This is a genomic window from Mesorhizobium sp. P3_B5 (assembly GCF_056402815.1).
Genome location: NZ_JBFUGR010000006.1, coordinates 254,758 through 279,259 on the forward strand (window position 1 = coordinate 254,758; position 24,502 = coordinate 279,259).

Consider the following 24,502-nt stretch of genomic DNA (forward strand, 5'->3'; position numbering starts at 1 on the left):
TAACGTCTCGGGGAGCAATTCGCGTCCCGCCGCACCTGTGGGAAAACGCTTCTGGCGCAAAAAACCGCCGCAGCCAACCATGGCGCTGCCGGCCGCAAAAAGCTACAGCACCGGCTCTTTGGTTTCGTGCATGTTCGTTGCCCCAAACCGCTACACACTTTTGGGCGACATGCACCAGGAGAAAGACATATGGCAGCAAACGGCGTCGCTTCGATCGGTGAGTGCATGCTTGAACTTTCGGGCCAGACCGGGCCGAACTGGCGCATGGGCTTTGCCGGCGACACGTTCAACACGCTTTGGGCGCTGCATGCACTGAGCTACGACAGGCCGGCGACCTATGTCTCGGCCTTCGGCGACGACCCGTTTTCGCAGGGCCAGATCACTTTCTTCGCCGAGAACGGCATTGGCATCGGCGCCAGCCCGGTCATACCGGGCGCCCGGCCCGGGCTCTACGCCATCACGCTGACCGGCGCCGAACGCGCTTTCACCTACTGGCGCAGCGATGCAGCAGCGCGGCGGCTTGCCTCGGACGCAGCCGCCCTGGCGAAAAGCCTTAAAAACCAGGCGCTTGTCTATTTCTCCGGAATCACTTTGGCAATTCTGGACGCTGGCGCGCGCAAGACCTTGCTGGCGGCGGTCGCCAAGGCGCGCGAAGCCGGCTCGCTTGTCGCCTTCGATCCCAACTACCGGCCGCGCCTTTGGCACAACCGCGAAGACGCGCAAGCAGCGATCCTCGAAGCGCTCGCCGTCACCGACATCGCGCTGCCAACCTTTCCCGACGAGCAGATGCTGTTCGGCGACACGGTGCCGCAAAAGACCGCCGAACGGCTTGGAAAGCTGGTCGGCGAGGTCGTCGTCAAGAACGGTGAGCTACCGGCATTGATCGCCGAAAACGGCAATTTGCAGCCTGTTCCGGCCGTCCATGTCGCCACCCCTGTAGACACCACCGGCGCCGGCGATTCCTTCAACGGCGGCTATCTCGCCGCCCGGCTTGCCGGCCACGCCCCGGCCGAGGCGGTAAAGCGTGCGCATCGCGTTGCTGCAGCCGTCGTGCAGGTACGCGGCGCGCTGGCGCCGTTCGAAACGTTGCGGGCAGCCTTCGGGGCCTAAGGCAGACGGAACCGATACTCAGTCACGTGATGATAGATCTGGCCCGGCCATAGCGTGGCTTGCGGAAAATACGGCCGGTTGGGTGCATCCGGCCATACCTGCGATTCCAGGCAAAAGCCTGAAAAGGCCTTGTAGCGACGTCCGCCCAATCCCGGCGAGGACGGCGCCACGTGCTGGCCGATATAGAGCTGGACACCCGGTTCCGTGGTCCAGAGTTCCATCTCGACACCGGAATTTGCCCCTTGCGCCCAGGATGCCTGCTTGAGCGGCCCCCGCGTCGAGGTCAGGCAGAAATTCTGGTCGTAGGCAAGCTGCTCGCCCTCGGTTTCCATGCGCAGCGGCCGCGCCTGACGGAAATCGAAAGGGGTGCCGTCGACCGGCTTCACCACTCCGGTCGGGATCAGCTCGCTGTCGACCGGCGTATAGGCGCCGGCATTCAGCATCAGCCGGTGGTCGAGGATATCGCCGGCACCGCCGTCATCGAGGTTGAAATAGGAATGCTGCGCCAGATTGCACAGCGTTGGCTCCTCGCAGGTCGCGGTCAGTTCCATGCTGAGCGTGCCGGGAATTTTCAGCCGGTAGGTGCAGGTCACGTCGAGCGCGCCGGGAAAGCCCATCGTGCCGTCGGGATCGTGCAGCGTCAGCGTGACGAAATCCTTGCCATGCAGCGACACCGTCCACGGCCGGTGAAAATAGCCCTGCGAGCCGCCATGCAGCGTATGCTTGTCGAGAAAATTGCGCTCGGTCTGGTAGCGCTTGCCGGCGATGGTGAAGCGGCCATCGCGGATGCGGTTGGCAAAACGTCCGACCACCGCGCCGAAGAAGGCCCTGTCCGTCTCATAGGGTTCGAAACGGTCATAGCCGAGCACCAGCGGTGCGTCGTGCCCGGCCAGGCGCAGATCCTGAAGGATTGCGCCCAGCCCGATGATGTTGGCGGTGAGGCCGCCGCCCCTGATGGTGAAGCGGCGGACATCCTCGCCCGCTTGCGTCGTGCCGAAAACCTCGCCGTCCTTCATCGCTATGCCCATATGTCGGTTGGTTGGTCCATGGACTTAGGCCGGCTGAATGTCGTCTGGCAAGGGCAGGCACATGGCCTGCCCCGCCCTCGATGTTTCCTAGAGGCCGAGACCGCCGATGCAGACATATTTGGTGTCGAGATAATCCTCGATGCCCTGATGTCCGCCTTCCTTGCCGAGGCCCGATTCCTTGACGCCGCCGAACGGCGCTTCCGGCGTGGTGATCAAGCCTTCATTGACGCCGACCATGCCGTATTTCAGGCCCTCCATGACCCGGAAGGCACGGCCAAGATCGCCGGTGTAGAAATAGGCGGCAAGACCGAACTCTGTGTCATTGGCGAGCGCGATGGCCTCATCCTCGGTCTCGAACTTGAACACCGGGGCGATCGGGCCAAAGATCTCTTCCTTCATGAAGCGCATGTCAGGCTTCGCATTGGCGATGACGGTCGGCTGGAAGAACGAGCCGCCAAGCGCGTGGCGCTTGCCGCCGGCAACGACCTTGCCGCCCTTGGACGTGGCGTCGGCGATGAATTCCTCGACCTTCTCGACGGCCTTCTCGTCGATCAGCGGCCCCTGCTGCACGCCCTCTTCCAGGCCCGAGCCAACCTTCAGCGCATTGCTGGCGGCGACCAGCTTCTCGACAAACTTGTCGTAGACGCCGGCCTGCACGAGGAAGCGGTTGGTGCACACGCAGGTCTGGCCGGAATTGCGATACTTGGCGGTGATGGCGCCGGCGACGGCACGCTCGATGTCGGCATCGTCGAAAACGAGGAACGGCGCGTTGCCGCCGAGTTCCATCGATACTTTCTTGACGGTGACGGAAGACTTCTGGATCAGCATCTTGCCGATCTCGGTCGATCCGGTGAAGGTGATCTTCGAGACCAGCGGGTTGGCGCAGATCTCGTCGCCGATCTCGCTGGCCGAACCGGTCAGGATGTTGATCACGCCCTTCGGGAAGCCGACCTCTTCGGCCAGCGCGCCCCAGGCGAGACCGGAATAAGGCGTCTGCGACGCCGGCTTGACGACGGCGGTGCAGCCGGCGGCCAGCGCCGGTCCGAGCTTGCGGGCCAGCATCGAGGACGGAAAGTTCCACGGCGTGATGGCGGCGATGACGCCGACCGGCTCCTTGGTCACCAGGATGCGGCGGTCGGCCCACGGCGACGGCACGACGTCGCCATAGGTGCGACGGCCTTCTTCGGCGAACCACAGAATGTAGGCCGCGGCCGAGCCGATCTCGCCCTTCGATTCAAACAATGACTTGCCCTGCTCGATGGTCAGCAGTTCGGCCAGCACGTCCTGATTGTCCATCATCGCGTCATGCAGCTTGCGCAGCAGCTTCGAGCGCTCGAGCGCGGTGGTCTTGCGCCATGTCTTGAAGGCGGTAGCGGCGGCCTCGATGGCGCGGTGGGTCTCGGCCGTGCCCGATTTCGGCACGGTGCCGATCTTGAGGCCGGTCGCCGGATTGTTGACGTCGACCGTCTGGCCGCTGTCAGCCTGCACCCATTCGCCGTTGATGAGATTGGCCTGCCGCATGAAATGGCTGGTTTTCTGAAGCATGGTCTAGCCTCCGTTCGGCGCTCTGACGGGCCGGTTTCTTGATGTATTCGGTAAGCGTGCGCTATCCCGCACGCTGGAGCCACTGCTCTTTACCTAGGGCAAGCCCGGCAAGCAATCGCAATATGGCATATAGGGGTTGGGCCAGCGCCAAACTAGCCGAAGACGTGGACAACCACCGTCAACCAGAAGGCGGTTGTAACAACGGCGCTGGCCGTCGCGATGGTCATCTGGTTCGACGCCAGCGCCTGGCCGGTGTTGAACTGCACGGCGATCAGATAGGAATTGACGCCGGAGGGCAGTGCCGCCACCACCACCGCCACCTTGGCCGTCAATGGCGGCAGGCCAAGCAGCCAGACCAGGCCGAGCACCAGCGCCGGCATCAGGAACAGTTTCAGCGTCGACAGCGCCAGCGCCGGCCGGATGTTGCCGGAAATGCCGAAACGGCGCAGGCTGAGCCCCATCGCAAACAACGCCACCGGCCCGGCCGTGTTAGCCAGCGCATCGACCAGCCGCGTGGCAAGGTTCGGCAGCGGCGCGCCGCTGAGGCGCCATGCCAGCCCGGCAAGGATGCCGATGATCAGAGGGTTGGCGAACAGTCTTTTCAGAAAGCTCTGGACGATGCGCAGCGGGTGCACGGGCTCGCTGCCACCCCGGCCAAATATCTCGAACATGACGATTGAAGCCATCATCATGGTCGGCAGATGCACGGAAACGAGCAGCGACAGCACTTCGAATCCGCTGGATCCGAATACACCGAGAACGAAGGGAATGCCCAGCAACACCACGTTCGAGAAGGACGACGACACTCCACCGACGATGCCGGTGCGGGCGTCCCGCCCGAAGACCCGCGTCGTCACCAGATGGCCGGCGGCCCATGTGATTGCCACTGCCGTGAAGTAAGCACCCCACAGCGACCAGGGCGCCACGCCGTGGAAATCGGAATTCACCATCGTCCGAAACAGCAGCAGCGGCATCGCCACGTTGATGGCGAATTCGGAGATGCCGTCCCCGCTGGCCGGTTTCAAATAGCCGGTGAGCCCGGTGAGATAGCCGAGCGCGACGAGGCTGAAGACGAAAAGAACGGTTTCAGTGAGCGGCGACATTCTTTTCGGTGATAGGCGAGCCCGGATGGCAGCGCAATCGCCCTATCCCTCGCAAGCCGATCCTCAATTCGGCCAGCGCCTGAATTTGATCATGGTCGGGTGGCAGCGCTATACAGGCTTGGGAACATCGGGGCGGACACAAAGCGAATGGTCGCGACGCCGAAACAGCGTCTTTTCAGACAGGCATGGCTGACGGCTTTCGTCGCAGCGCTGCTCTGCCTTGCCGCGACGGCGCTCGCTGTTGCGGAGACGACCAGCCTCAAGGGCGTGGCGCTGATCATCGGCCAGTCGAAATACGAGCACATCACCGCCCTTGCCAATCCGGCCAACGACGCCCGCGACATGGCCAAGATGCTGACCGATCTCGGCTTTGATGCCCGCATCGTCACCGATCGCGATGCCGCCAAAATGAAGCGCGACCTCGAACGCTTCGTCGAGGACGCCGAGGGAGCCGATGTCGCCTTCATCTACTATTCCGGCCACGGCATCGAGGCCGGCGGCGAGAATTATCTGGTGCCGGTCGATGCCGACGTATCGTCGCTGAGGGATGCCGATGAGGCGTTGGTGCCGATTTCCGCCGTCATGGACGAACTGAAAAAGACCGTGCCGGTGACGATCATGCTGCTCGACGCCTGCCGCACCAACCCGTTTCCGCCGGATGCTGTCGTGCGCCGGGCGCCGACGGCCTCGGTATCGCCGATCGGCGCCGGCGGGCTGGAGCCGGTGCGCGGCGCCAAGGCGCTCGGCGATGCGCCAGCAGCAACGGAAAACCTCGGCACAGTGATCGGCTTCGCCGCCGAGCCGGGACGCCCGGCACTGGATGGCGCCGTCGGCGAAAACAGCCCCTATGCGGCAGCACTGCTGCGCCACCTCGCGGCGATGAAAGGCACCGAATTCGGCTCGGTCATGCGCATGGTGACGGAAGAAGTCTATCTCGACACCAGGGCGAAGCAGCGACCGTGGGTCAATGAAAGCCTGCGCAGGCTGCTCTATTTCGGCGTCGCGCCGCCGGAGCCGACCGGCGATGACGGGCTGATCACCGGCGAGCGGCGGCAATTGCTGCTGACCATTTCCGACCTGCCCGACCCCAGGCGGGCGCAAGTGGAACTGGCCTCGCTGCAGGACGGCGTGCCGCTCGATGCGCTCTACGGCGTGTTGAAGGCGCTCGGCACCGAAAAGATCCCCGAGGATCCGACCGACCTGCAAAAGCTGCTCGACACGCAGGCCGAGCGGTTGAAGAAGATGGTTTCCGAGCGCGATGCCTTGCGCACCGACGATCCCGAGATCAAGCGCCTGGTCGCTTCCGCCGACAAGGCCATCGGCCAGGGCGCCATCGTCACGGCGCGCAAATTCCTCGATGACGCAGTGGGCCGAGTCGAGCAGGGCAGCGGCGCGGTCGACCAGGCAGAGGATCTGGTGAAGCGCAAGCGCATTGCCGACGCCGCCATCTATGCCAGGCGGGCCGACGCCTCAGCGCTGGTCTTCGACTACCAATCCGCCGCCAACGACTACGGCAAGGCGTTTTCGCTGGTCGAGAAATGGGACGACAAACTGCGCTGGAACTACAAGAACCAGGAGGCTGAGGCGCTGGGTGCCCACGGCGATGCCACAGGCGACAAGGACGCTCTGCAGCGCGCCATCGACGCCTACCATGTCATCCTCAACTTCATTCCCAATGGCGAACAGAATCGCGACTGGGCGATTACCCGCAACAACATGGCGGTGGTGCTGCAGACCATCGGCGAGCGCGAGACCGACACCGCAAGGCTGGAAGAGGCGGCAGACATTTTCCGTGCTTCGCTGGCCGTGTTCGAGCGTGACAAGGACGACCTTAATTGGGCCGCCGCCCAGAACAATCTGGGCAATGTGCTGTTGAAGATCGGCGAGCGCGAGAGCGACCCGAAGCGCCTGAACGAAGCGGTTGCCGCGATGCGCGCGACGCTGGACAAGCGCCCGCGTGAAAAAGTCCCGCTGGACTGGGCCGCTTCGCAGATGAATCTCGGCCTGGCGCTCTACGCGCTCTCGGAGCGTGAGCCAGGTGGCGAGCATATGACCGAGGCGGAAGCCGCCTATCGGCTCTCGCTCGAAGAATACACGCGGCAAAAGGCGCCTGTGCAGTGGGCCATGGTGCAGAACAATCTCGGCAACACGCTGGTTTCGATCGGCACGCTGCGCAACGACAAGGCGAAAATCACCGAGGCGGCCGACGCCTTTCGCGCCGCCCTCGAGATACGAACCCGCAACACCTTCCCGGTCTCCTGGGCGACCAGCCGGCTCAATCTCGGCAATGCGCTGAGCAGTGCCGCCCGTTTCGAACTCGGCACCGGCAACCTCGAGGAAGCCGCGGCAGCCTATGGCGATGCGTTGACCATCTTCACGCGTCAGCGTTTTCCGATGGATTGGGCGTCTACACAAAACAATCTCGGCTCGATCTACCAGACGCTCGGCCAGCGTACCCTCGATCCGGCGAAGCTCGATCAATCGGCCTCTGCTTTCCGGGCGGCGCGGCGGGTCTACACCAAGAAGGACTTCCCGCTCGACTGGGCGATGACGCACTACAATCTCGGCAACACGCTGCAACTGCTCGGCGGCCTGTCCGACAAGCCCGAGCACTACAAGGATGCTATCGAGGCCTATCGTGATGCGTTGCGCGAGTACAAGCGCGAGACGACGCCGCGGCAATGGGCGCTGGCGCAAGCCGGCCTCGGTTCGGCGCTGCATTGGCTGAGCATGAGCAATGCCGATCCCAAGACCCTGGCCGATTCGATCGCCGCGCGACGGGCAGCACTGGAGGTGCTGACTTTCGAGACCGCACCCGTCGATTGGGCGAACGCACAGAACGGCATCGGCATGAGCCTGCTCAATCTCGGCAACCTCGAACGCACCGACAAATATCTGAACGACGCCGAAGCCGCCTTTTCGGCGACGCTCAAAGTGTTCACCCGTGAGAGCCTGCCGATGCAATGGGCCTTCCAGCAGAACAATCTCGGCGACGTCAGCTGGAATCGCGGCAGCTATGGCGGCGGCAATGCCGAATACCAGAAGGCCATCGAGTTCTTCGAAAACGCCAAGCTGGGCTTTGCCGAAGCCGGGTACCCTGCCCCCATCGCGCTGACCGACCAGAAGATCGAGTTGGTGAAGAAGCAGATGGCGAAGAAATAGACCTCAGCCCCTGCGCTTGTCTTTCACCCGACTTTGCCGTCCCTATATGCCTGTCACCGGACCCGCCTGCCGGCGACCGGGAGAAAGATAACTGATGCTTCGACTTGCCCTGGCACTGTTTCTGCTGGTCATTCCCGCCGTGGCCCATGCAACGGATTCCGGCTGGGCGCTGCTGGCTGATGGCGGACATGTCGTGCTGCTTCGCCACGCAATGGTCACCGGCACCACCGATCCGGCAAATTTTGACATCACCAAATGCGCCACCCAGATCAACCTCTCGGCACGCGGCCAGCAGCAGGCAAGCAAGATCGGCGCGCTGTTTGCCGCCCGCGCCGCACCCATCGAGCGCGTGCTGTCCAGCCGCTACTGCCGCTGCCTCGACACTGCCCGCATCGCCTTCGAAGCCGAGCCGGAACCCTTCGCACCGCTCGATCTCCTGAAGACCGACGCGACGGAAAAGGCAGCCCAGATCGCCGCGATCATGACCGAGATTCGCGGCTATTCCGGCTCCGACAATCTGGTCATGGTCACCCACCTCGAAAACATCGTGGCACTGACCGGCATCTCGCCGCGCGAAGGGGAAGCGGTGGTGGTCGAGCCGCAGGGCGATGGTTTGCGCGTGCTCGGCCGCGTCACCTTCTGACGGCGCGAACGCCCACAGGCAGGTGTTGCCGAAATACAACCACTGAAAGAAGCCGCAAATCCGCCACGACAATGCCGCTTGCGACAACCCGTCGCAGGGGCTATAGGCGCGCTCCCGGTCACGAAAACCGAAGCGAGCACAACGGTTGGAGCTTTTGTCTCCGCCCGCGCAGGCGGCATTGCCACCCTGTGTACGGCGCCGTTTTGGGGATTGGGATCGCGGATGTAGCTCAGCGGTAGAGCGCCGGATTTGGGTCCGGAGGTCGCAGGTTCGATTCCTGCCGTTTGCACCACGGATAGCTCAGTTTGGTAGAGCATCAGATTGTTAATCTGACTGTCGAAGGTTCGATTCCTTCTCCATTGGCCTTCCAAGCCAAGCACCATGCAGGTGTTATCTGAAAACGGTCCGGGGACTGGAATGCCGAAGATCTGACGCACGGCTCAAGCCTTCGGGTGCGGGCCGGACCTGAAGGGTCTGACGCCATCGGCTCGCGGCCAGGCCGCGGTGACGATCAAGGCGCAGCGTTGCCGGCAAGGGTGGCCTAGGCCTCCGGCGCCCGCTTCGCTGCCTCGCGATCCGCTCCCGAAGGCCCGCTGCGAATTGATGCCACCAGTCTCCGGATCATTCGTGTCCGGACCAGGAAGCAGAGAGACGACGTGAAACGAGAAACGAAAGGATGATCGACGCATGACGTGACGCCTCGCATGGGGCCATGCCCGACAGGAGTAATGACAATGACCATTCTCGATAAGGTTCTTGGACGCGAGCGCGTCCTCGTAAAGGAAAACGAACGTGCCATCACCCTCTACAAGGGGGAGATCAAGGCTGTGCTGCTGCCGGGTGAGCATTGGCTCGCCAACCGGCGCCAGAGCCTAGAGGTGTTCCGGCACGATCTGAAGAACCCGGAATTCGTTTCGGCGTACGAGAAGGCGTTGTTCGACAAGCTCCCGGATGTGGCCGCGCGTCATTTCACCGTCGTTCGCACCGGGCGCACGGACGTCGCAATCATCGAGCGTGACGGCAACCTCCACGCCGTTCTGGCGCCCGATCGCAAGCTCGTGCTGTGGACCGATGCCGGACCGTGGAATGTGACGGTGATCGACACCGCAGCCGATCTGACGATTGACCCGGCGGTCATGCGCCGGCTCGGCCAGAGCAGGAAGACGGAACTGATGTCCGTCCATCCGGTCGTCGACGGTCAGGCCGGACTGCTCTTCGTCGACGGCGCCCTTGTGCGCACGCTGACGGCGGGCGTGCATGGCTTCTGGAACGTTGGACGCATGGTGCAGATCAAGGTCGTCGACCTCAAGCGCCAGTCGCTCGATGTCGCCGGACAGGAAGTGCTGACCAAGGATCGCGTCACGATCCGCGTCAACATCGCCGCCGAATACCGGGTCGTCGACCCGGTCAAGGCGGTGAGCGCTGTGAAGGACTTCTCCGAAGCCCTCTACCGCGCCCTCCAGTATGCCTTCCGCAAGGCCCTAGGAGCGCTCACGCTCGATCAGATCCTCGAAAAGAAGGTGACGATCGACGAGGAGGCTGCCGGCAAGGTCCGTGCCGACATGGCCGAGATCGGGGTCGAGGTCAGCGATATCGCCCTCAAGGATGTCATCCTGCCGGGTGAGATGCGCGAGATCCTCAACCAGGTGGTGTCGGCCGAAAAGCAGGCCGAGGCCAACATCATCCGCCGCCGCGAGGAGACGAACGCCACGCGTTCCCTGCTCAACACGGCCAGGGTGATGGCCGAGAACCCGGTGATGCTGCGGTTGAAGGAGCTCGAGGCTCTGGAGACCATCGCCGGCAAGGTCGAGCGGTTGACCGTCCACAACGGAACGGCCGGGCTGCTCAACGACCTGGTCAAGCTCCGCGACAGCTGAGCTGACGAAACGTTAATGGGAAGGGCCGCCGGGCCACCGGCGGCCCCTTCTTGCGTTCGCGAAACGGCCATCCCATCTGTGCCCGGCGTATCAGGCCTTTTCCTGCCGGGAAAAACCGATTAGACAGCGCCCAAACACATGCGGACAGATTCCGCCCGCAACCGAAGGAAAAGCCCTTGTCCACCACGTTCGACAAAGTCGCCAAGATCATCGCCGACACCAGCGAAATCGATATCGACACCATCACGCCTGAAAGCCACACCATTGACGATCTCGGCATCGACAGCCTCGACTTCCTCGACATCGTCTTTGCCATCGACAAGGAATTCGGCATCAAGGTACCGCTCGAAAAGTGGACCCAGGAAGTCAATGACGGCAAGGCTTCGACCGACGACTATTTCGTCATGAAGAACCTGTGCGCCAAGATCGACGCGCTGGTCGCGGCCAAGAACGCCTGATGTGGTCCAAGCCGCGCGACCTTGACGCGCCTTGCAGCCTGACCCACAACAGCCGCCCATGAGCCCCCACGACGTCGTCATCACTGGCATTGGCCTTGTCTCCTCGCTGGGAGAAGGACCGGATGCGCACTGGCAGAAGCTCGCCCAGCCGGGTCTGACCCCCGTGCTCGAAGCCGCGCGCTTCTCGCCCTACACCGTCCATCCCTTGCCGGAGATCGACTGGAACCTGCAGATCGTCAAGCGCGGCGACCAGCGGCAGATGGAAACCTGGCAGCGGCTCGGCACCTATGCCGCCGGCCTGGCGCTGGACGATGCCGGCATCAAGGGCAATGACGAGCTCTGCACGACCATGGACATGGTGGTGGCCGCCGGCGGCGGCGAGCGCGACGAAGCGGTCGACGCCGCCATTCTCGCCGCTTCGGAAAGCCGCAACGACCGCGACGTGCTGCTCAACGAGAAGCTGACCACGGAACTGCGCCCGACGCTGTTTCTAGCCCAGCTTTCCAACCTGCTCGCCGGCAACATCTCGATCGTCCACAAGGTGACCGGTTCCTCGCGCACCTTCATGGGTGAGGAAGGGGCAGGCGTCGCCGCTGTAGAGACGGCTGCCGCGCGCATCCGCTCCGGCCAGTCGACGCATATACTGGTCGGCGGCGCCTTCCAGACCGAACATTCCGACATGCTGCTTGGCTACGAACTGGCCGGCTATCTGCACCGCGGCGCCTGGAAGCCGGTCTGGCAAAGGCAAGGCGCCGAGGGCGGCGGCGTGGTGACCGGATCCGGCGGCGCCTTCCTGGTGCTGGAACAGCGTGAACACGCGACAAACCGCGGGCGAAAAATCTATGCCGAACTCGGCCCGGTTGTTTCAGGGCGCGCCAAGCGCCGGCAGGGCGAACTCGACGCCAGCATTGCCGCGCTGCTCAAGCAGGCCGCATTGCCGAACGGCGAATTGCTCGCCATCTCCGGCGCTTCAGGCGCGCATGCCGCGACCGCAGCCGAGAAATCGGCGCTCGATGCCAATCCGACGATATCAGCGCGCGGTTTCTCGACGCTAACCGGCCATATGAAGGAAGCGCAGTTTCCCTTTGCCGTGGCGCTGGCGGCGCTGGCCGTCGACCGTAAGGCCGCCTACCCCGCCTTCGATGCCGCTGCCGAGAAGCCATTTAAAGGCGTTCCGAAGACGGTGCTTGCAACGGCGATCGGCTATCACCAATTCGAGGGCTTGGCGCTGGTCAACGCTGCCGACTGAGGTTCAAGAAAAAATGGCCAATCTGAACGATCATATGGGCAGGCCGATCGTCGCCGTCACCGGCATCGGTGTGGTGACCTCGCTCGGCGTCGGCAAGACCGACAATTGGGCGGCACTGACCTCCGGCAAGTCCGGCATCCATCCGATCACACGCTTTCCGGTCGATCATCTGAACACGCGCATCTCGGGCATGGTCGACTTTCTGCCGTCCAGTTCCAAGGGAGCCAGCCTCCTGACCTACGAACTGGCCGAGACCGCCGCGCGCGAAGCGGTCGCGGAATCCGGTCTTGATTCCGGCGATTTCGGCGGACCGCTGTTCCTCGCCTCACCGCCGGTCGAACTCGACTGGAGCGAACGATTTTCGCTCTACAATTCTGACAGCCAGGATGCCGGCGCCGAAAGGCTGCTGCGGGTGGCGCGCGGACTGAAGGAATTCGACATCTTCGAAACCACCCAGTTCGGGTCGATCGCCGACCGGCTTGCCGACGCCTTCGGCACACGGGGCCTGCCGATCACGCTATCGACGGCTTGCGCCTCGGGCGCCACGGCCATCCAGCTCGGCGTCGAGGCGATCCGCCGCGGCGAATGCGACCGGGCGCTGGCGATTGGCGCCGATGGCTCGGCGACCGCCGAGGCGCTGATCCGCTTCTCGCTGCTGTCGGCGCTGTCGACCCACAACGACATCCCGGAGAAGGCATCCAAGCCGTTCTCCAAGGACCGTGACGGATTCGTGCTGGCCGAGGGCTCGGGTGCGCTTGTGCTGGAATCGCTGGAAGCGGCTCTTGCCCGTGGCGCGACCATCCTCGGCATCCTGCGCGGCTGCGGCGAAAAAGCCGACGATTTCCACCGCACCCGCTCCAAGCCCGACGGTTCGCCGGCGATCGCCGCGGTTCGCGCCGCCCTTGCCGATGCCGGTTTGAGCAAAGACGAGATCGACTACGTCAACGCCCATGGCACGTCGACGCCTGAAAACGACAAGATGGAGCATCTGTCGCTGTCGACCGTGTTCGGCGATCGGATCGGCTCGATGCCGGTCTCGTCGAACAAGTCGATGATCGGCCATACGCTATCGGCGGCAGGTGCCGTCGAAGCGGCGTTTTCGCTGATGACCATGCGCGAAAGCGTCATCCCGCCGACCATCAACTACGACAATCCCGATCCGGCGATCGTGCTCGACGTGGTGCCCAACAAGAAGCGCAACGCCGAGGTTGGCACCGTCTTGTCGAACTCCTTCGGCTTCGGCGGCCAGAACACTTGCCTTGTCATGGCGCGGGAACCGGTCTAAGCGACCTCTTTCCGCCAATCAGAACCGACAGGCTCAATGCGCGCATTGCAACTTATCGAGGATCGCCGTCTTGAGACGGTGGACCTGCCGTCTCCCCCACCGCCTTCGCTCGGCGAAGTCACGCTGCGCATCAAGGCGGTGGCGCTGAACCACATAGATGTCTGGGGCTGGCGCGGCATGGCTTTCGCCAAGCGCAAGCTGCCGCTCGTCGTCGGTGCCGAAGCTTCGGGCGAGGTCGAAGCCGTCGGCCCCGGTGTTTCCAATCTCCTTCCCGGGCAATTGGTGTCGATTTATGGCGCCCGCACCTGCGGACTCTGCCGCGCCTGCCGCGAAGGCCGCGACAATCTCTGCGAGCATGTCTCCGGCGTTCATGGCTTCCATCTCGACGGCTTTGCGCAGGAGAAAATCAACCTGCCGGCGCGCCTGCTGGTGCCGGCCCCGCCCGGCGTGACCGACATTGGCGCGGCTGTCGCGCCGGTTACCTTCGGCACCGTCGAGCACATGCTGTTCGACAATGCCAGGCTGCAGCCCGGCGAGACCATTCTCGTCCATGCCGGCGGCTCCGGCATCGGCTCGGCAGCCATCCAACTGGCGAAGAAGATGGGCTGCACGGTGATCACCACCGTCGGCTCGAACGACAAGATCGACAAGGCCAAGGCTCTAGGCGCCGACCATGTCATCAACTACCGCGACGACCGCTTCGAAGGCGTCGTGCGCAAGCTGACCAAGAAGAAGGGCGTCGACGTCGTGTTCGAGCATGTCGGCGCAGACACTTTTGCCGCCTCGATGCTGTGCCTGAAGCGCGGCGGACGCCTGGTGACCTGCGGCTCGACTTCCGGCGTGTCGACGCAGATCAACCTGATGCAGCTGTTCCAGCAGCAGCTGAAGCTGCTCGGCTCCTTCGGCTGCCGCATGGAAAACATGGCCAACGCCATGCAGAAGATGGCGGCGGGTCTCGTCGCGCCGGTCATCGACACCGAAGTCGGCTTCGGCGATATCGACGCCGCGCTGAAGCGCATGGAAGGTCGCGACGTGTTCGGCAAGATCATCCTGCGCGTCGGCTAGAACCTTGAACAAACTCTTCAAGAAAACCCGCCGGGACCTGGGGTTTCGCTACGGCCGGCGGCTTCGCCAGATGGAGCATTGGCTGGTCGCGCGTGTCGCGATGACGATCATCTCCTTGCTGCGCCTGCTGCCGGCCGACAAGGCGCTCAATTTCGCCGATCGCGTCGCCCGCCGCATCGGGCCGCTGGTCGGGCGCCACCGTGTCGCAACCGGCAATCTGCGCCTCGCCTACCCCGAAAAGAGCGACGCCGAGATCGAAGCCATCGCCTCCGACATGTGGGGCAACATGGCTCGCCTTGCCGCCGAGTATATCTTCCTCGACGTTCTTTTCGACTACGATCCGAAAGCCACGAAGCCTGGCCGGGTCGAGGTTGGCGGCGCCGATCATTTCCTGCAAATCGCCGGCGAGCAGAAGCCGCATATCCTGTTCACCGGCCATCTCGGCAATTTCGAACTGCTGCCGGTGGCGGCAGCCACCTTCGGCATGAAGATAACCGCGCTGTTTCGTCCGCCCAACAATCCCTATCTGGCCGACTACATCCTCTCGACGCGCCGTTCGACCATGGGCGCCTTGTTGCCCTCTGCGACCGGCGCTTCATTCGCGCTTGCCGCCATTCTGGAAAACGGCGGCAATATCGGCGTGCTGGTCGACCAGAAATTCTCGAGTGGGCTGGAGACGACCTTTTTCGGCCGTCCATGCCAGAGCAATCCGGTGCTTGGCATGCTGGCCCGCCACTATGACTGCGACGTCTATCCCGCGCGCTGCGTGCGGCTGCCGGGCAACCGTTTCCGTCTGGAGATCGAGGACAAGCTGACTTTGCCGCGCACCGAGGCCGGCAGCGTCGATGTTCCGGCCACCACCCAGCTTCTCGCCGACGTGGTCGAGCGCTGGGTGCGCGAGGATCCCGGCCAGTGGATGTGGTTCCACAAGAGGTGGGAGATCAGCGGCCGCCGACGCAGTCGGCGCGGGCAGGCAAAGGAAGCCGCCAGCCAGTAGCGAAGCCTTCGCGTCGCAACATTGCCTGCACCGCTGCCGGGCCTGTCCGCCATGGCAGGCAAAAAAACAAAAGCCGCGGAGATTGCTCTCCGCGGTTCCAGTCTAATCCGTGTCCGTTTTGGCCCGTTGGAAGCTGCTAGAACAATGGGAGAATAATGTTTGGCCGATTGGTATCCATCGTGGCGCCGTTGCGATCTTCGTCGAGCAGCGTGTCCGAACCGAAACTTGCCCGCAGGCCAATTACATATTTGTGAACGTTTATGCTTCCGCCGCCTATGCCGCCGCCTGCGGAGATGTGGTCCAGCTGATAGCGGCCGAACAGCGAGATGGGCGTGCCGGAGAATCGGTACATGGCCTGCAGCGCGCCGGTGACGGTGTCGAGATGGCCGCCAAATCCCGAGAGCCGGGCAAAACCGAGTTCGCCGTCAAAGCGAAGATTGTCCTGGGCGAAATAGCGCACTACGCCCCGGCCACCCCAATTGTCGAAATGCCCGGATTCGCCTGAGGCCCGAAGCTGACCGTAATAAACCTGGCCATAGAGGGTGACATTGCCCATGTACACCTGGGCCTCGGGTCCGACCGCGAAGCTGTAGAGGTTCGGGCCGCCGCCGAAGTCGTCGCCATAGCCGGTGATCGACGCAAAGCCGCCAAGCGCATAGGCGCTCGGATCGCGCCAGTAGCCGTGAACAGCACCGCCGTAGCCGTAGATGTTGATGTCCTCGATCCAAAGCGAATCGACGAACGCGTCAGTCTGGACGTTCCAGCTGGAATCGATCGGGAAATTGACGCGGCCCACGCCGCCGGCGGTCGTTGCCGTTTCGTGACCACCTTCGGCCGACAGATAAATCCCACCGAGATAGGCCTCAACGTAGCCGGAAATATGCGGCTGGGTGATAGCGGGATCCATGACGATCGGAGCGACGGCATCGGCGGCGAAGGCCGATGTGGCTGTTGCAGCAAGCGCCGCGCCAAGAAGAAGTCGATACATCACAGAGCCCCCTCGTGTTTGCCTGTTCGGCATCTACCATTACTGTCCACTGATGCAAGCATAAGTAGCGCCAAACCTGACGCATGGACCAAGTCCGTTGGCCAATGCGATATTCCTGCAACATTTCGCGTCAGAGTTGTTTGAAACCACACAACCAGCCGCATGCTACAGACGAAGGTGAAACACCGGCGTCCGATAAGATCGACTGTCTTGTCGCCGAGTTAGTTGGTAACGACGATCCGCGTGTTGCCGAAGCCGACTTCGCGTACCATCGAATAGAAGGTTGCCGCGTTGGCGGTGTGCAGCCGCACGCAGCCATGCGAGGCCGGACGCCCAAGCTGCCTGACCGCACCCGTGCCGTGGATGGCGTAGCCGCCGTGGAAGAACACCGAATAAGGCATCGGCGACATATGGTACTTTTTCGAATACCACATTTTCGCCGTGCGTTGCGGCCGGTAGGTGCCGCGTGGCGTGAAATAGCCAGGACGAGCAGTAGAGACTGTCCATCGGTAGATCGACATTCCATATCTGACAGTCATCGTCTGCGACGACACGTCGATACTCGCTTCCAACATGGCCGCGTAACTTGCGGTCGGCGCACCAAACAGCGCGGTTGCCAGCATCACTGCTGCTACTAGAATGGACTTCTTCATGCGATCAAACCCCTTTGATGCCCTTTGCCTGCCCAGCTTCACGCCGTATTTCATTTTTTTAAAGACAGGTGAATGAAGTAACACACACTCATTGACAAATTCGCCAATCCAAAGCAGCGAATTTGAACGATTTTCCCGCCATAGTTGCTACAGCGACACGCAATATCGACCGGGTGGCAGGCTTGCAAAACCACCCCTTTGCCTGCTCAAATCGCCGGATGAACGAACGACTTTTCAAAGCAGTCGACGATCGCGTCGATGATCTGGTTACGCTGACTGCCGAGCTGATCCGCTTTCCGACCATCAACCCACCCGGCGAGGCCTATCGGCCCTGCGCCGAATATGTCGGCGCGCGACTGAAGAAGCGCGGCTTCGAAATCGAATTCATCCGCGCCGAAGGCACGCCCGGCGACAGCGACCGCTATCCGCGCGTCAATGTCGTCGCCCGCTTCGACGGCCGCTCGCCCGGCGCCTGCGTCCATTTCAACTCGCACATCGACGTCGTCGAAGCCGGCGACGGTTGGACGGTCGATCCCTTCGCCGGCATCGTCAGGGACGGCAAGGTCTATGGTCGCGGCGCCTGCGACATGAAGGGTGGCCTGGCCGCCTCGATCATTGCCGCCGAAGCCTTCATGGAAGTCTTTCCGGACTTTCCCGGCGCCATCGAAATATCGGGTACGGTCGACGAGGAGTCCGGCGGCTTCGGCGGCGTCGCCCATCTGGCCGGGCTCGGCTATTTCTCAAAACCCAAGGTCGACCATGTCATCATCCCCGAGCCTTTGAACAAGGACCGTATCTGCCTTGGTCACCGCGGCGTCTGGTGGGCGGAGATCGAGACCAAGGGCGAGATCGCGCATGGCTCGATGCCCTTCCTCGGCGACAATGCGGTGCGCCACATGGGTGCCGTGCTGCAGGCCTTCGAGGATGAGCTGTTTCCCGCCCTCGACCGCAAGATGACCCGCATGCCGGTCGTGCCCGAAGGGGCAAAGCGCTCGACCATGAACATCAACTCGATCCATGGCGGCCAGACCGAGGATTTCCGGCCCGGCCTGCCCTCGCCCAACGTGCCCGATTCCTGCCGGCTGACCATCGACCGCCGCTTCCTGCTGGAAGAGGATCTGGGCGCCGTCAAAAGCGAAGTGACCGATATCCTCGAGCGGCTGAAGCGCGAGCGCAAAAAATTCAACTACGAGATCCGCGACCTGATGGAGGTGCTGCCGCTGATGACCGAACGCGACGCGCCGGTGGTCAAGGCGGTGGCGCAAGGCATCATGGCGATCTTCGACCGCGAACCCGACTATGTCATTTCGCCGGGCACCTACGACCAGAAGCACATTGCCCGCATCGGCCACATCTACGACTGCATCGCCTACGGTCCGGGCATCCTCGACCTCGCCCACCGCCCCGACGAATGGGTCGGTATCTCGGACATGGTGGAATCGGCGAAGGTGATGGCGATCGGGCTCAACGTGCTGCTCAGGGGCGCCGGCCCCGGCGGCACGCTTTGATTGGCCAGGCCTACAGTTTGAGAAAAACATTCCCCCCGACAGGCCCGCGCAGCATGAAACGCGATTTACTATGGCTGAAAATCACGCTTCTATCCCCCTGGTTTTGAGCACATTGGGTTTTGAGCACATTGGGAGTTGCACGATGAAATTGTGGAAAACCATTCTCGCTGCTGCAGCACTGGCGCTGGCCACCGGCACCTCGGCTTTTGCCGCGCGGACCGACCTGGTCATCGGCATTCCGCTCGAACCGCCGCATCTCGATCCGACCGCCGGTGCCGCGGCGGCGATCGACGAGGTGCTCTACGCCAACGTGTTCGAGGGCCTGACGCGTATCGGTCCGAATGGCGAGGTGCTGCCGGATCTGGCCGAGAGCTGGACCATTTCCGATGACGGCAAGACCTACACTTTCAAGCTCCACACCGGTGTGAAATTCCATGACGGCACCGACTTCAATGCCGACGATGTGAAATTCTCGCTCGACCGCGCCCGCGCCGACAATTCCGTCAACGCGCAAAAGGGTCTGTTCGCGGCAATCGACAAGGTCGACGTGGTCGATCCGGCGACAGTGAAAGTCACGCTGAAGAACCCGCAAGGCTCCTTCCTCTACAATATGGGCTGGGGCGACGCGGTCATTGTCGCGCCCGAGACGGCCGAGACCAACAAGGAAAAGCCGATCGGTACCGGTCCGTTCAAATTCCAGAGCTGGGCCAAGGGCTCGTCGATCACGCTGGTGAAATCCGACAATTACTGGGGCGCGCCTGTTTCTCTCGACAAGGCCGAGTTCCGCATCGTGCCTGATGCCGCTGCTGCCGTACCGGCGCTGCTTTCGGGCGATATCCAGGCTTTCCCGTTCTTCGATCCCGACAGCGTCGCGCAGGTCAAGGATGACCCGCGCTTCAAGGTGGTGATCGGCGCCACCGAGGGCGAAACCATCCTCTCGATCAACAACAAGAAGCCGCCCTTCGACAAGCTGCAGGTCAGACAGGCGATCTCCTACGCGCTCGATCGCAAGGCGATCATCGACGGCGCCTCGGCCGGCCTCGGCGTGCCGATCGGCTCGCACATGTCGCCCGCCAGCAAGGATTATGTCGACCTCACCGGCCGCTATCCGCACGACGTGGCGAAAGCCAAGGAACTGCTGAAGGAGGCGGGCCTGGAAAATGGCTTCAAGGCGACGCTGAAGCTGCCGCCGCCCTCTTATGCCAGGCTCGGCGGCGAGATCATCGCCTCGCAGCTTCGTGACGTCGGCATCGACCTGGAGATCATTCCGGTCGAATGGGCGCAGTGGCTGGATCAGGTGTTCACCAAGAAGGATTACGACCTGACCATCGTCTCCCACACCGAGCCCAACGACATCGATATCTATTCGCGCAAGGACTATTATTTCAACTACGACAATCCGGCCTTCGACAAGATCATCGCCGACCTCAACTTCACCTCCGACGAGGCCAAGCGCAAAGAGCTGCTGGGGCAGGCGCAGAAAATCCTGGCGGACGATGCCGTGGTCGGCTTCCTCTACGAACTGCCGAAAGTCGGCGTCTGGGACGCCAAGCTGCAGGGTCTGTGGGAGAACGCACCGATCCAGGCCAACGACCTGACCAAGGTGAAGTGGAGCGAGTGAGGCTTACTCGGTTTCGTCATCCTAGGGCGAAGCAGCGAGCGCAGCGAACTGCGTAGACCCTAGGATCCATTCCGTGACTTACTAGCGCCCCTGCGGTGCAGAATCTGGGAGACATAGCTGTGGGGACAGAGAGAGGCGACGCTGGTTTTGGACCGTCGCGCTCTTTGACCTCCGTCACGGCATGGATCCCGGGGTCTCCGCAACGTCGCTTCGCTCCTGCTTCGCCCCAGGATGACGATGCTACTGTTGTCCTGCGCCGATGACCACCTACCTCCTCAAACGTCTCATCATCGCCGTGCTCACGCTGGTGCTGGCTTCGATGGTGGTCTTCGCCGTGCTGGAGATCATTCCCGGCGATCCGGCGCGGCTGATGCTGGGCCTGAACGCCAGCGCCGACCAGGTCGAGTTGCTGCGCAACCAGATGGGCCTCAACGCGCCGCTTGCCCTGCGCTATTTGCATTGGGCCGGCGGCTTGCTCAGCCTGGATTTCGGCCGCTCCTACACCTATTCGGTGCCGGTCATCGACCTCGTTCGCGAGCGCATTGTCGTCTCGCTGCCGCTGGCGCTAATCGCGCTCGCTCTCTCCACGGTGATTGCCATACCGGTCGGGCTGTTCTCTGCCAGCCGGCGTGGGCGGGCCGGCGACACGATTGCAATGGGCGCTGCCCAGCTTGGCGTCGCCGTACCGAACTTCTGGTTCGCGCTGATGCTGATCTACCTGTTTGCCGTCTGGCTTCGGCTGGTGCCGGCCGGCGGCTTTCCCGGCTGGAGCGCCGGTGTGTGGCCGGCACTGAAATCGCTGTTGCTGCCGGCGGTGGGGCTTGCCTTGCCGCAAGCGGCGATCCTGGCCCGCGTTACCCGTTCGGCGCTGATAGAAGTGCTGAACGAGGATTATATCCGCACCGCCCGCGCCAAGGGCCTGCCCTATCGCAATGTGCTTTGGCGGCACGCGCTGCGCAACGCCATGATCCCGGTACTGACCATTCTGGGCCTGCAATTCGCTTTCCTGCTTGCCGGCACCATCATCATCGAGAATGTCTTCTACCTGCCCGGCCTTGGTCGGCTGGTGTTCCAGGCGATCACCCAGCGCGACCTGATCGTCGTCGAAAGCGTCGTCATGCTGCTGGTCGCCGCCGTCATCGCCGTCAACCTCGCGGTCGATCTCTCCTATGCGGTCATCGATCCGCGCCTGAGAAGCCGGCAATGACGCTTCGCTTCGACATTCCCGAGGAGAATCTTGCCGGCATTCTGGCCAAGGCATTCAAGAACCGCTCGTTCCTCGCCGGCTTCATCATCACCGCCTTTGTGGCGGCGATCGCGGTCCTCTCCTACGTCTGGACACCCGACGACGTCACCAAACTGGTCATATCGGACAAGACCCAGGCGCCCTCGCTGGTGCATTGGTTCGGTACCGATCATTTTGGCCGCGATATCCTGTCGATGATCATGGTCGGCGCTCGCAACTCGATCGCCGTGGCGCTGGTCGCCGTCGGCATCGGCATGGGTGTAGGCGTGCCGCTCGGCGCCTTTGCCGCGGCACGTGGCGGCCTCGTCGACGAAGCGGTGATGCGGTTGAACGACCTCGTCTTCGCCTTCCCTGCGCTTCTCTCGGCAATTATGATCACCGCCATCTTCGGGCCTGGTGCGGTCAACGCCATCATCGCCATCGGCATCTTCAACATTCCGGTATTTGCGCGTGTCGCCCGCGCCGGCGCGCTGGCGATCTGGCCGCGCGAATTCATCCTCGCGGCGCGTGCCGCCGGCAAGAGCACGACGCTGATCACCATCGAACATGTGCTGCCCAACATCGCCACGCTGCTTCTGGTGCAAGGCACCATCCAGTTTGCGCTCGGCATCCTGGCGGAAGCCGGGTTGTCCTATGTCGGCCTTGGTGCTCAGCCGCCGATGCCGAGCTGGGGCCGCATGCTGTTCGACGCGCAGACCCGCATGGTGGTGGCGCCATGGATGGCGATCTTTCCCGGCATGGCGATCGTCATCACCGTGCTTGGCCTGAACCTACTCGGCGACGGCATCGCCGACATTCTCGATCCAAAATCGCGGCGGCAGCGATGAGCCTGCTCGACATCGAGAACCTGTCGCTGACGATCGGCGACACACCGATCCTGAAGGGCATCGAGCTGTCCGTCGCGCCCGGCGAAGTGATGGGGCTGGTCGGCGAATCCGGCTCAGGCAAGTCGATGACGGCGCTGACGGTGATGCGGCTGCTGCCCTTCGCGGCACGCGCCACCGGGCGCGTCAGCTTCGACGGCATCGACATCCTGGCGGCGAGCGAAGACCAGATGTGCGCCTTGCGCGGCGACGACATCGGCATGGTGTTCCAGGAGCCGATGACGGCTCTGAACCCGGTCAAGACCATTGGCGAGCAGGTTGCCGAAGGCATACGCTGGCACACCAGGGCCAGCCGCGCCCATGCCGAGGAACGGGCGCGAAAAATGCTCGATCGGGTCGGCCTGCCCTCGGCAAAATTCCCGCTGTCACGCTATCCGCACGAGCTGTCCGGCGGCCAGCGCCAGCGCGTCGTCATCGCCATTGCCTGTGCGCTGAAACCCAAGCTGCTGATCGCCGACGAACCGACCACGGCGCTCGACGTGGTGCTGCAGGCGCAGATCCTCGACCTTTTGCGCGACCTGGTCGCGGAAAGCCGCATGGGCCTGCTGCTGATCTCGCACGACCTCGCTGTCGTGACCGAGATGGCGGACCGCATCACCATTCTGCGCAATGGCGAGGTGATGGAGGCCGGCGACACCGCGCGCACGCTGTCCGAACAACTGCATCCCTACACGCGCCAGCTGGCGCAAGCGTCGATGCATGTGCCGGCGCGCCCCAGAACGCACGATTCTGGCCAGGGCAAGCCTCTGCTTCAGGTCGAAAGCGTGACCCGCGATTATCCGGGGCGGCGCACCTCCCTGTTCAAGCACGCGGTTCCGATCCGCGCCGTCGACGATGTGTCTTTCTCGATGGGGCCGGGCCAGTCGGTGGCGCTTGTGGGACGCTCCGGTTGCGGCAAGTCAACACTTGCCCGCATGATCCTGGCGCTGGACCGATCGACGTCGGGGACAATACGGTTTCGCGGCGAGACCACCACCGGCAAGGGCGAAGCCGAGCTGAAGCCCGTCAGGCGCGACATGCAGGTGGTCTTCCAGGACCCCTATGGCTCTTTCGACCCGCGCCAGAAGGTCGAAAAGCTGGTGGCCGAACCGCTGCATGTGCTGGAGAAGAAGCCAGCGCCCGGCGAGCGGCGCGAAATGGTGGCCCATGCGTTGCATGAGGTCGGCCTCAGCCCACGCGACATGGACAAATATCCGCATGAGTTTTCAGGTGGCCAGCGCCAGCGGCTGTCGATTGCCCGCGCCATCATCACCCGGCCGAAACTGGTGGTCGCCGACGAGCCGGTCTCGGCGCTCGACGTCTCGATCCGCGCCCAGATCCTCGACCTGTTCGCCGAGCTCAATCAGAAACTCGGCATCGCCTATCTGTTCATCACTCACGATCTGACCGTCGCCCGCGCCATCACCGACGAGGTGCTGGTGATGCATGACGGCAAGATCGTCGAGCGCGGCAGGACCAACGAGGTGCTCGACCACCCGCAATCCGAGGCCGCCAAGGCGCTGGTCACGGCTGCCCCCGATTTGCACCGCGCGATCGCACGCCGGATGCAAGAGCAAGGGTGAGCGACCGGTTCGCGTAGCGAAGCAGCTGGGACCCAGCCGGGCGGCCCTGCCCCTATTCCTCCGGCTTCACCACATCGACCGGGCTGATGTCGAGCAGGTCGAGCGTACGGCGCAACAGCCGCACCTCGCTCTCGGCAAGGTGCGAATCGGCCTTGGCGATCTCGGCCATATGGCGGGCGAGCAGCTTGCGCCTTTCGATGTCGAGGTCACGGAATTGCGCGATGGCTTGCGAGCCGTTGGTCTCGTAGCCGAACTCGTTGAGATACTCGATGACGCTGTCGATGCTGGCTTCCGGAATGCCGAAGGCTTCCTTGCAGATGCGCCTGAAGGCGACCATTTCGCTCTCCGAGACCGAACCGTCGGCCAGGATCATGCGAAACAGCATCAGCAGTTCCGCCGACAGCACCGGATCGTCGGCAACCTTGCGCACGCCGGGGTCGCCCTCGAAGATCGAACGTATCTGGTCGAGCAATGCCATCGCCATCAATCCCTTTTCGAATCGTCCATAGGTAGCGCGG

At 63.1% G+C, this 24,502-nt stretch carries 20 protein-coding genes and 2 tRNA genes; 16 read left to right on the forward strand and 6 right to left on the reverse strand.

Annotated elements, in window-relative coordinates; all coding sequences use genetic code 11:
* Positions 1–189 precede the first annotated feature (189 nt).
* Complete coding sequence (locus AC1DVW_RS17865; protein WP_477324753.1) at positions 190–1,110, forward strand: sugar kinase; 921 nt, start codon at positions 190–192, stop codon at positions 1,108–1,110.
* On the opposite strand, the gene AC1DVW_RS17870 is transcribed toward AC1DVW_RS17865, so the two are convergent.
* From AC1DVW_RS17870 to AC1DVW_RS17880, 3 genes are all read right to left on the reverse strand, one after another.
* On the reverse strand, positions 1,107–2,132 hold the full coding sequence (locus AC1DVW_RS17870) for an aldose epimerase family protein (RefSeq protein ID WP_477324975.1): 1,026 nt from the start codon (positions 2,130–2,132) through the stop codon (positions 1,107–1,109). The genes AC1DVW_RS17865 and AC1DVW_RS17870 overlap by 4 nt on opposite strands.
* Positions 2,133–2,225: 93 nt before the next feature.
* On the reverse strand, positions 2,226–3,683 hold the full coding sequence (locus AC1DVW_RS17875) for an NAD-dependent succinate-semialdehyde dehydrogenase (protein WP_477324755.1): 1,458 nt from the start codon (positions 3,681–3,683) through the stop codon (positions 2,226–2,228).
* Between the two features lie 152 nt (positions 3,684–3,835).
* Positions 3,836–4,786: an AEC family transporter gene (locus AC1DVW_RS17880; protein WP_477324757.1), complete on the reverse strand. Its 951-nt coding sequence runs from the start codon at positions 4,784–4,786 to the stop codon at positions 3,836–3,838.
* A gap of 147 nt (positions 4,787–4,933) precedes the next feature.
* On the opposite strand from AC1DVW_RS17880, the gene AC1DVW_RS17885 reads away from it, so the two are divergent.
* The 10 genes from AC1DVW_RS17885 to AC1DVW_RS17930 all read left to right on the forward strand — a co-directional run bounded on the left by AC1DVW_RS17885 (position 4,934) and on the right by AC1DVW_RS17930 (position 15,522).
* The gene (locus AC1DVW_RS17885; protein WP_477324759.1) at positions 4,934–7,948 is read left to right on the forward strand and encodes a caspase family protein; all 3,015 of its coding nucleotides are present in this window, start codon (positions 4,934–4,936) and stop codon (positions 7,946–7,948) included.
* A 94-nt stretch (positions 7,949–8,042) separates the two neighbouring features.
* A complete protein-coding gene (locus AC1DVW_RS17890; protein ID WP_477247858.1) occupies positions 8,043–8,591 on the forward strand; it encodes a histidine phosphatase family protein in 549 nt (182 codons plus the stop codon).
* Between the two features lie 218 nt (positions 8,592–8,809).
* Positions 8,810–8,883: transfer RNA gene (locus tag AC1DVW_RS17895), tRNA-OTHER, on the forward strand.
* A gap of 2 nt (positions 8,884–8,885) precedes the next feature.
* Positions 8,886–8,961, forward strand: a tRNA-Asn gene (locus tag AC1DVW_RS17900).
* Positions 8,962–9,325: 364 nt separating this feature from the next.
* Positions 9,326–10,468 (forward strand): slipin family protein, encoded by a 1,143-nt coding sequence (locus AC1DVW_RS17905; protein WP_477324761.1) that lies wholly within the window; start codon positions 9,326–9,328, stop codon positions 10,466–10,468.
* A gap of 176 nt (positions 10,469–10,644) precedes the next feature.
* Positions 10,645–10,926 (forward strand): acyl carrier protein, encoded by a 282-nt coding sequence (locus AC1DVW_RS17910; RefSeq protein ID WP_006335407.1) that lies wholly within the window; start codon positions 10,645–10,647, stop codon positions 10,924–10,926.
* A 58-nt stretch (positions 10,927–10,984) separates the two neighbouring features.
* Entirely contained in the window at positions 10,985–12,175 is a 1,191-nt protein-coding gene (locus AC1DVW_RS17915; RefSeq protein ID WP_477324763.1) for a beta-ketoacyl-ACP synthase, read from the forward strand.
* Between the two features lie 13 nt (positions 12,176–12,188).
* Positions 12,189–13,460, forward strand: coding sequence for a beta-ketoacyl-ACP synthase (locus AC1DVW_RS17920; RefSeq protein WP_477276813.1), 1,272 nt, complete (start codon positions 12,189–12,191; stop codon positions 13,458–13,460).
* Positions 13,461–13,496: 36 nt separating this feature from the next.
* Entirely contained in the window at positions 13,497–14,525 is a 1,029-nt protein-coding gene (locus tag AC1DVW_RS17925; RefSeq protein WP_477247852.1) for a zinc-binding dehydrogenase, read from the forward strand.
* Positions 14,526–14,529: 4 nt separating this feature from the next.
* A complete protein-coding gene (locus AC1DVW_RS17930; RefSeq protein ID WP_477324765.1) occupies positions 14,530–15,522 on the forward strand; it encodes a lipid A biosynthesis lauroyl acyltransferase in 993 nt (330 codons plus the stop codon).
* 136 nt (positions 15,523–15,658) lie between these two features.
* Here the strand turns inward: AC1DVW_RS17930 and AC1DVW_RS17935 are convergent, their stop codons facing one another.
* Complete coding sequence (locus AC1DVW_RS17935; RefSeq protein WP_477324767.1) at positions 15,659–16,510, reverse strand: hypothetical protein; 852 nt, start codon at positions 16,508–16,510, stop codon at positions 15,659–15,661.
* Positions 16,511–16,731: 221 nt separating this feature from the next.
* Positions 16,732–17,163, reverse strand: coding sequence for a L,D-transpeptidase (locus tag AC1DVW_RS17940; protein WP_477247846.1), 432 nt, complete (start codon positions 17,161–17,163; stop codon positions 16,732–16,734).
* Positions 17,164–17,381: 218 nt separating this feature from the next.
* Here AC1DVW_RS17940 and AC1DVW_RS17945 point away from each other — a divergent pair, with 218 nt between their 5' ends.
* The 5 genes from AC1DVW_RS17945 (at position 17,382) to AC1DVW_RS17965 (ending at position 23,984) form a co-directional block, all read left to right on the forward strand.
* Positions 17,382–18,671, forward strand: a complete 1,290-nt coding sequence (locus AC1DVW_RS17945) for an acetylornithine deacetylase/succinyl-diaminopimelate desuccinylase family protein (RefSeq protein ID WP_477324769.1) — start codon at positions 17,382–17,384, stop codon at positions 18,669–18,671.
* Between the two features lie 142 nt (positions 18,672–18,813).
* Positions 18,814–20,292 carry an ABC transporter substrate-binding protein gene (locus AC1DVW_RS17950; protein WP_477276818.1) on the forward strand — a complete coding sequence of 493 codons (1,479 nt, stop codon included), beginning with the start codon at positions 18,814–18,816 and terminating at the stop codon, positions 20,290–20,292.
* 259 nt (positions 20,293–20,551) lie between these two features.
* Positions 20,552–21,499 (forward strand): ABC transporter permease, encoded by a 948-nt coding sequence (locus AC1DVW_RS17955; protein ID WP_477276820.1) that lies wholly within the window; start codon positions 20,552–20,554, stop codon positions 21,497–21,499.
* Complete coding sequence (locus tag AC1DVW_RS17960) at positions 21,496–22,365, forward strand: ABC transporter permease (protein WP_477276822.1); 870 nt, start codon at positions 21,496–21,498, stop codon at positions 22,363–22,365. Before AC1DVW_RS17955 ends, AC1DVW_RS17960 begins: the two co-directional genes overlap by 4 nt.
* A complete protein-coding gene (locus AC1DVW_RS17965; protein ID WP_477324771.1) occupies positions 22,362–23,984 on the forward strand; it encodes an ABC transporter ATP-binding protein in 1,623 nt (540 codons plus the stop codon). The genes AC1DVW_RS17960 and AC1DVW_RS17965 overlap by 4 nt, the downstream gene beginning before the upstream one ends.
* 52 nt (positions 23,985–24,036) lie before the next feature.
* Here the strand turns inward: AC1DVW_RS17965 and AC1DVW_RS17970 are convergent, their stop codons facing one another.
* The gene (locus AC1DVW_RS17970; protein ID WP_477324772.1) at positions 24,037–24,468 is read right to left on the reverse strand and encodes a TerB family tellurite resistance protein; all 432 of its coding nucleotides are present in this window, start codon (positions 24,466–24,468) and stop codon (positions 24,037–24,039) included.
* Between the last annotated feature and the right edge of the window lie 34 nt (positions 24,469–24,502).

Coding starts and splice junctions, on each gene's coding strand:
- AC1DVW_RS17915 (WP_477324763.1), top strand. CDS start 10,985: ATGAGCCCCCACGACGTCGTCATCACTGGCATTGGCCTTGTCTCCTCG.
- AC1DVW_RS17945 (WP_477324769.1), top strand. CDS start 17,382: ATGAACGAACGACTTTTCAAAGCAGTCGACGATCGCGTCGATGATCTG.
- AC1DVW_RS17880 (WP_477324757.1), bottom strand. CDS start 4,786: ATGTCGCCGCTCACTGAAACCGTTCTTTTCGTCTTCAGCCTCGTCGCG.
- AC1DVW_RS17885 (WP_477324759.1), top strand. CDS start 4,934: ATGGTCGCGACGCCGAAACAGCGTCTTTTCAGACAGGCATGGCTGACG.
- AC1DVW_RS17875 (WP_477324755.1), bottom strand. CDS start 3,683: ATGCTTCAGAAAACCAGCCATTTCATGCGGCAGGCCAATCTCATCAAC.
- AC1DVW_RS17905 (WP_477324761.1), top strand. CDS start 9,326: ATGACCATTCTCGATAAGGTTCTTGGACGCGAGCGCGTCCTCGTAAAG.
- AC1DVW_RS17940 (WP_477247846.1), bottom strand. CDS start 17,163: ATGAAGAAGTCCATTCTAGTAGCAGCAGTGATGCTGGCAACCGCGCTG.
- AC1DVW_RS17960 (WP_477276822.1), top strand. CDS start 21,496: ATGACGCTTCGCTTCGACATTCCCGAGGAGAATCTTGCCGGCATTCTG.
- AC1DVW_RS17950 (WP_477276818.1), top strand. CDS start 18,814: ATGAAATTGTGGAAAACCATTCTCGCTGCTGCAGCACTGGCGCTGGCC.
- AC1DVW_RS17890 (WP_477247858.1), top strand. CDS start 8,043: ATGCTTCGACTTGCCCTGGCACTGTTTCTGCTGGTCATTCCCGCCGTG.
- AC1DVW_RS17865 (WP_477324753.1), top strand. CDS start 190: ATGGCAGCAAACGGCGTCGCTTCGATCGGTGAGTGCATGCTTGAACTT.
- AC1DVW_RS17920 (WP_477276813.1), top strand. CDS start 12,189: ATGGCCAATCTGAACGATCATATGGGCAGGCCGATCGTCGCCGTCACC.
- AC1DVW_RS17970 (WP_477324772.1), bottom strand. CDS start 24,468: ATGGCGATGGCATTGCTCGACCAGATACGTTCGATCTTCGAGGGCGAC.
- AC1DVW_RS17925 (WP_477247852.1), top strand. CDS start 13,497: ATGCGCGCATTGCAACTTATCGAGGATCGCCGTCTTGAGACGGTGGAC.
- AC1DVW_RS17965 (WP_477324771.1), top strand. CDS start 22,362: ATGAGCCTGCTCGACATCGAGAACCTGTCGCTGACGATCGGCGACACA.
- AC1DVW_RS17955 (WP_477276820.1), top strand. CDS start 20,552: ATGACCACCTACCTCCTCAAACGTCTCATCATCGCCGTGCTCACGCTG.
- AC1DVW_RS17935 (WP_477324767.1), bottom strand. CDS start 16,510: ATGTATCGACTTCTTCTTGGCGCGGCGCTTGCTGCAACAGCCACATCG.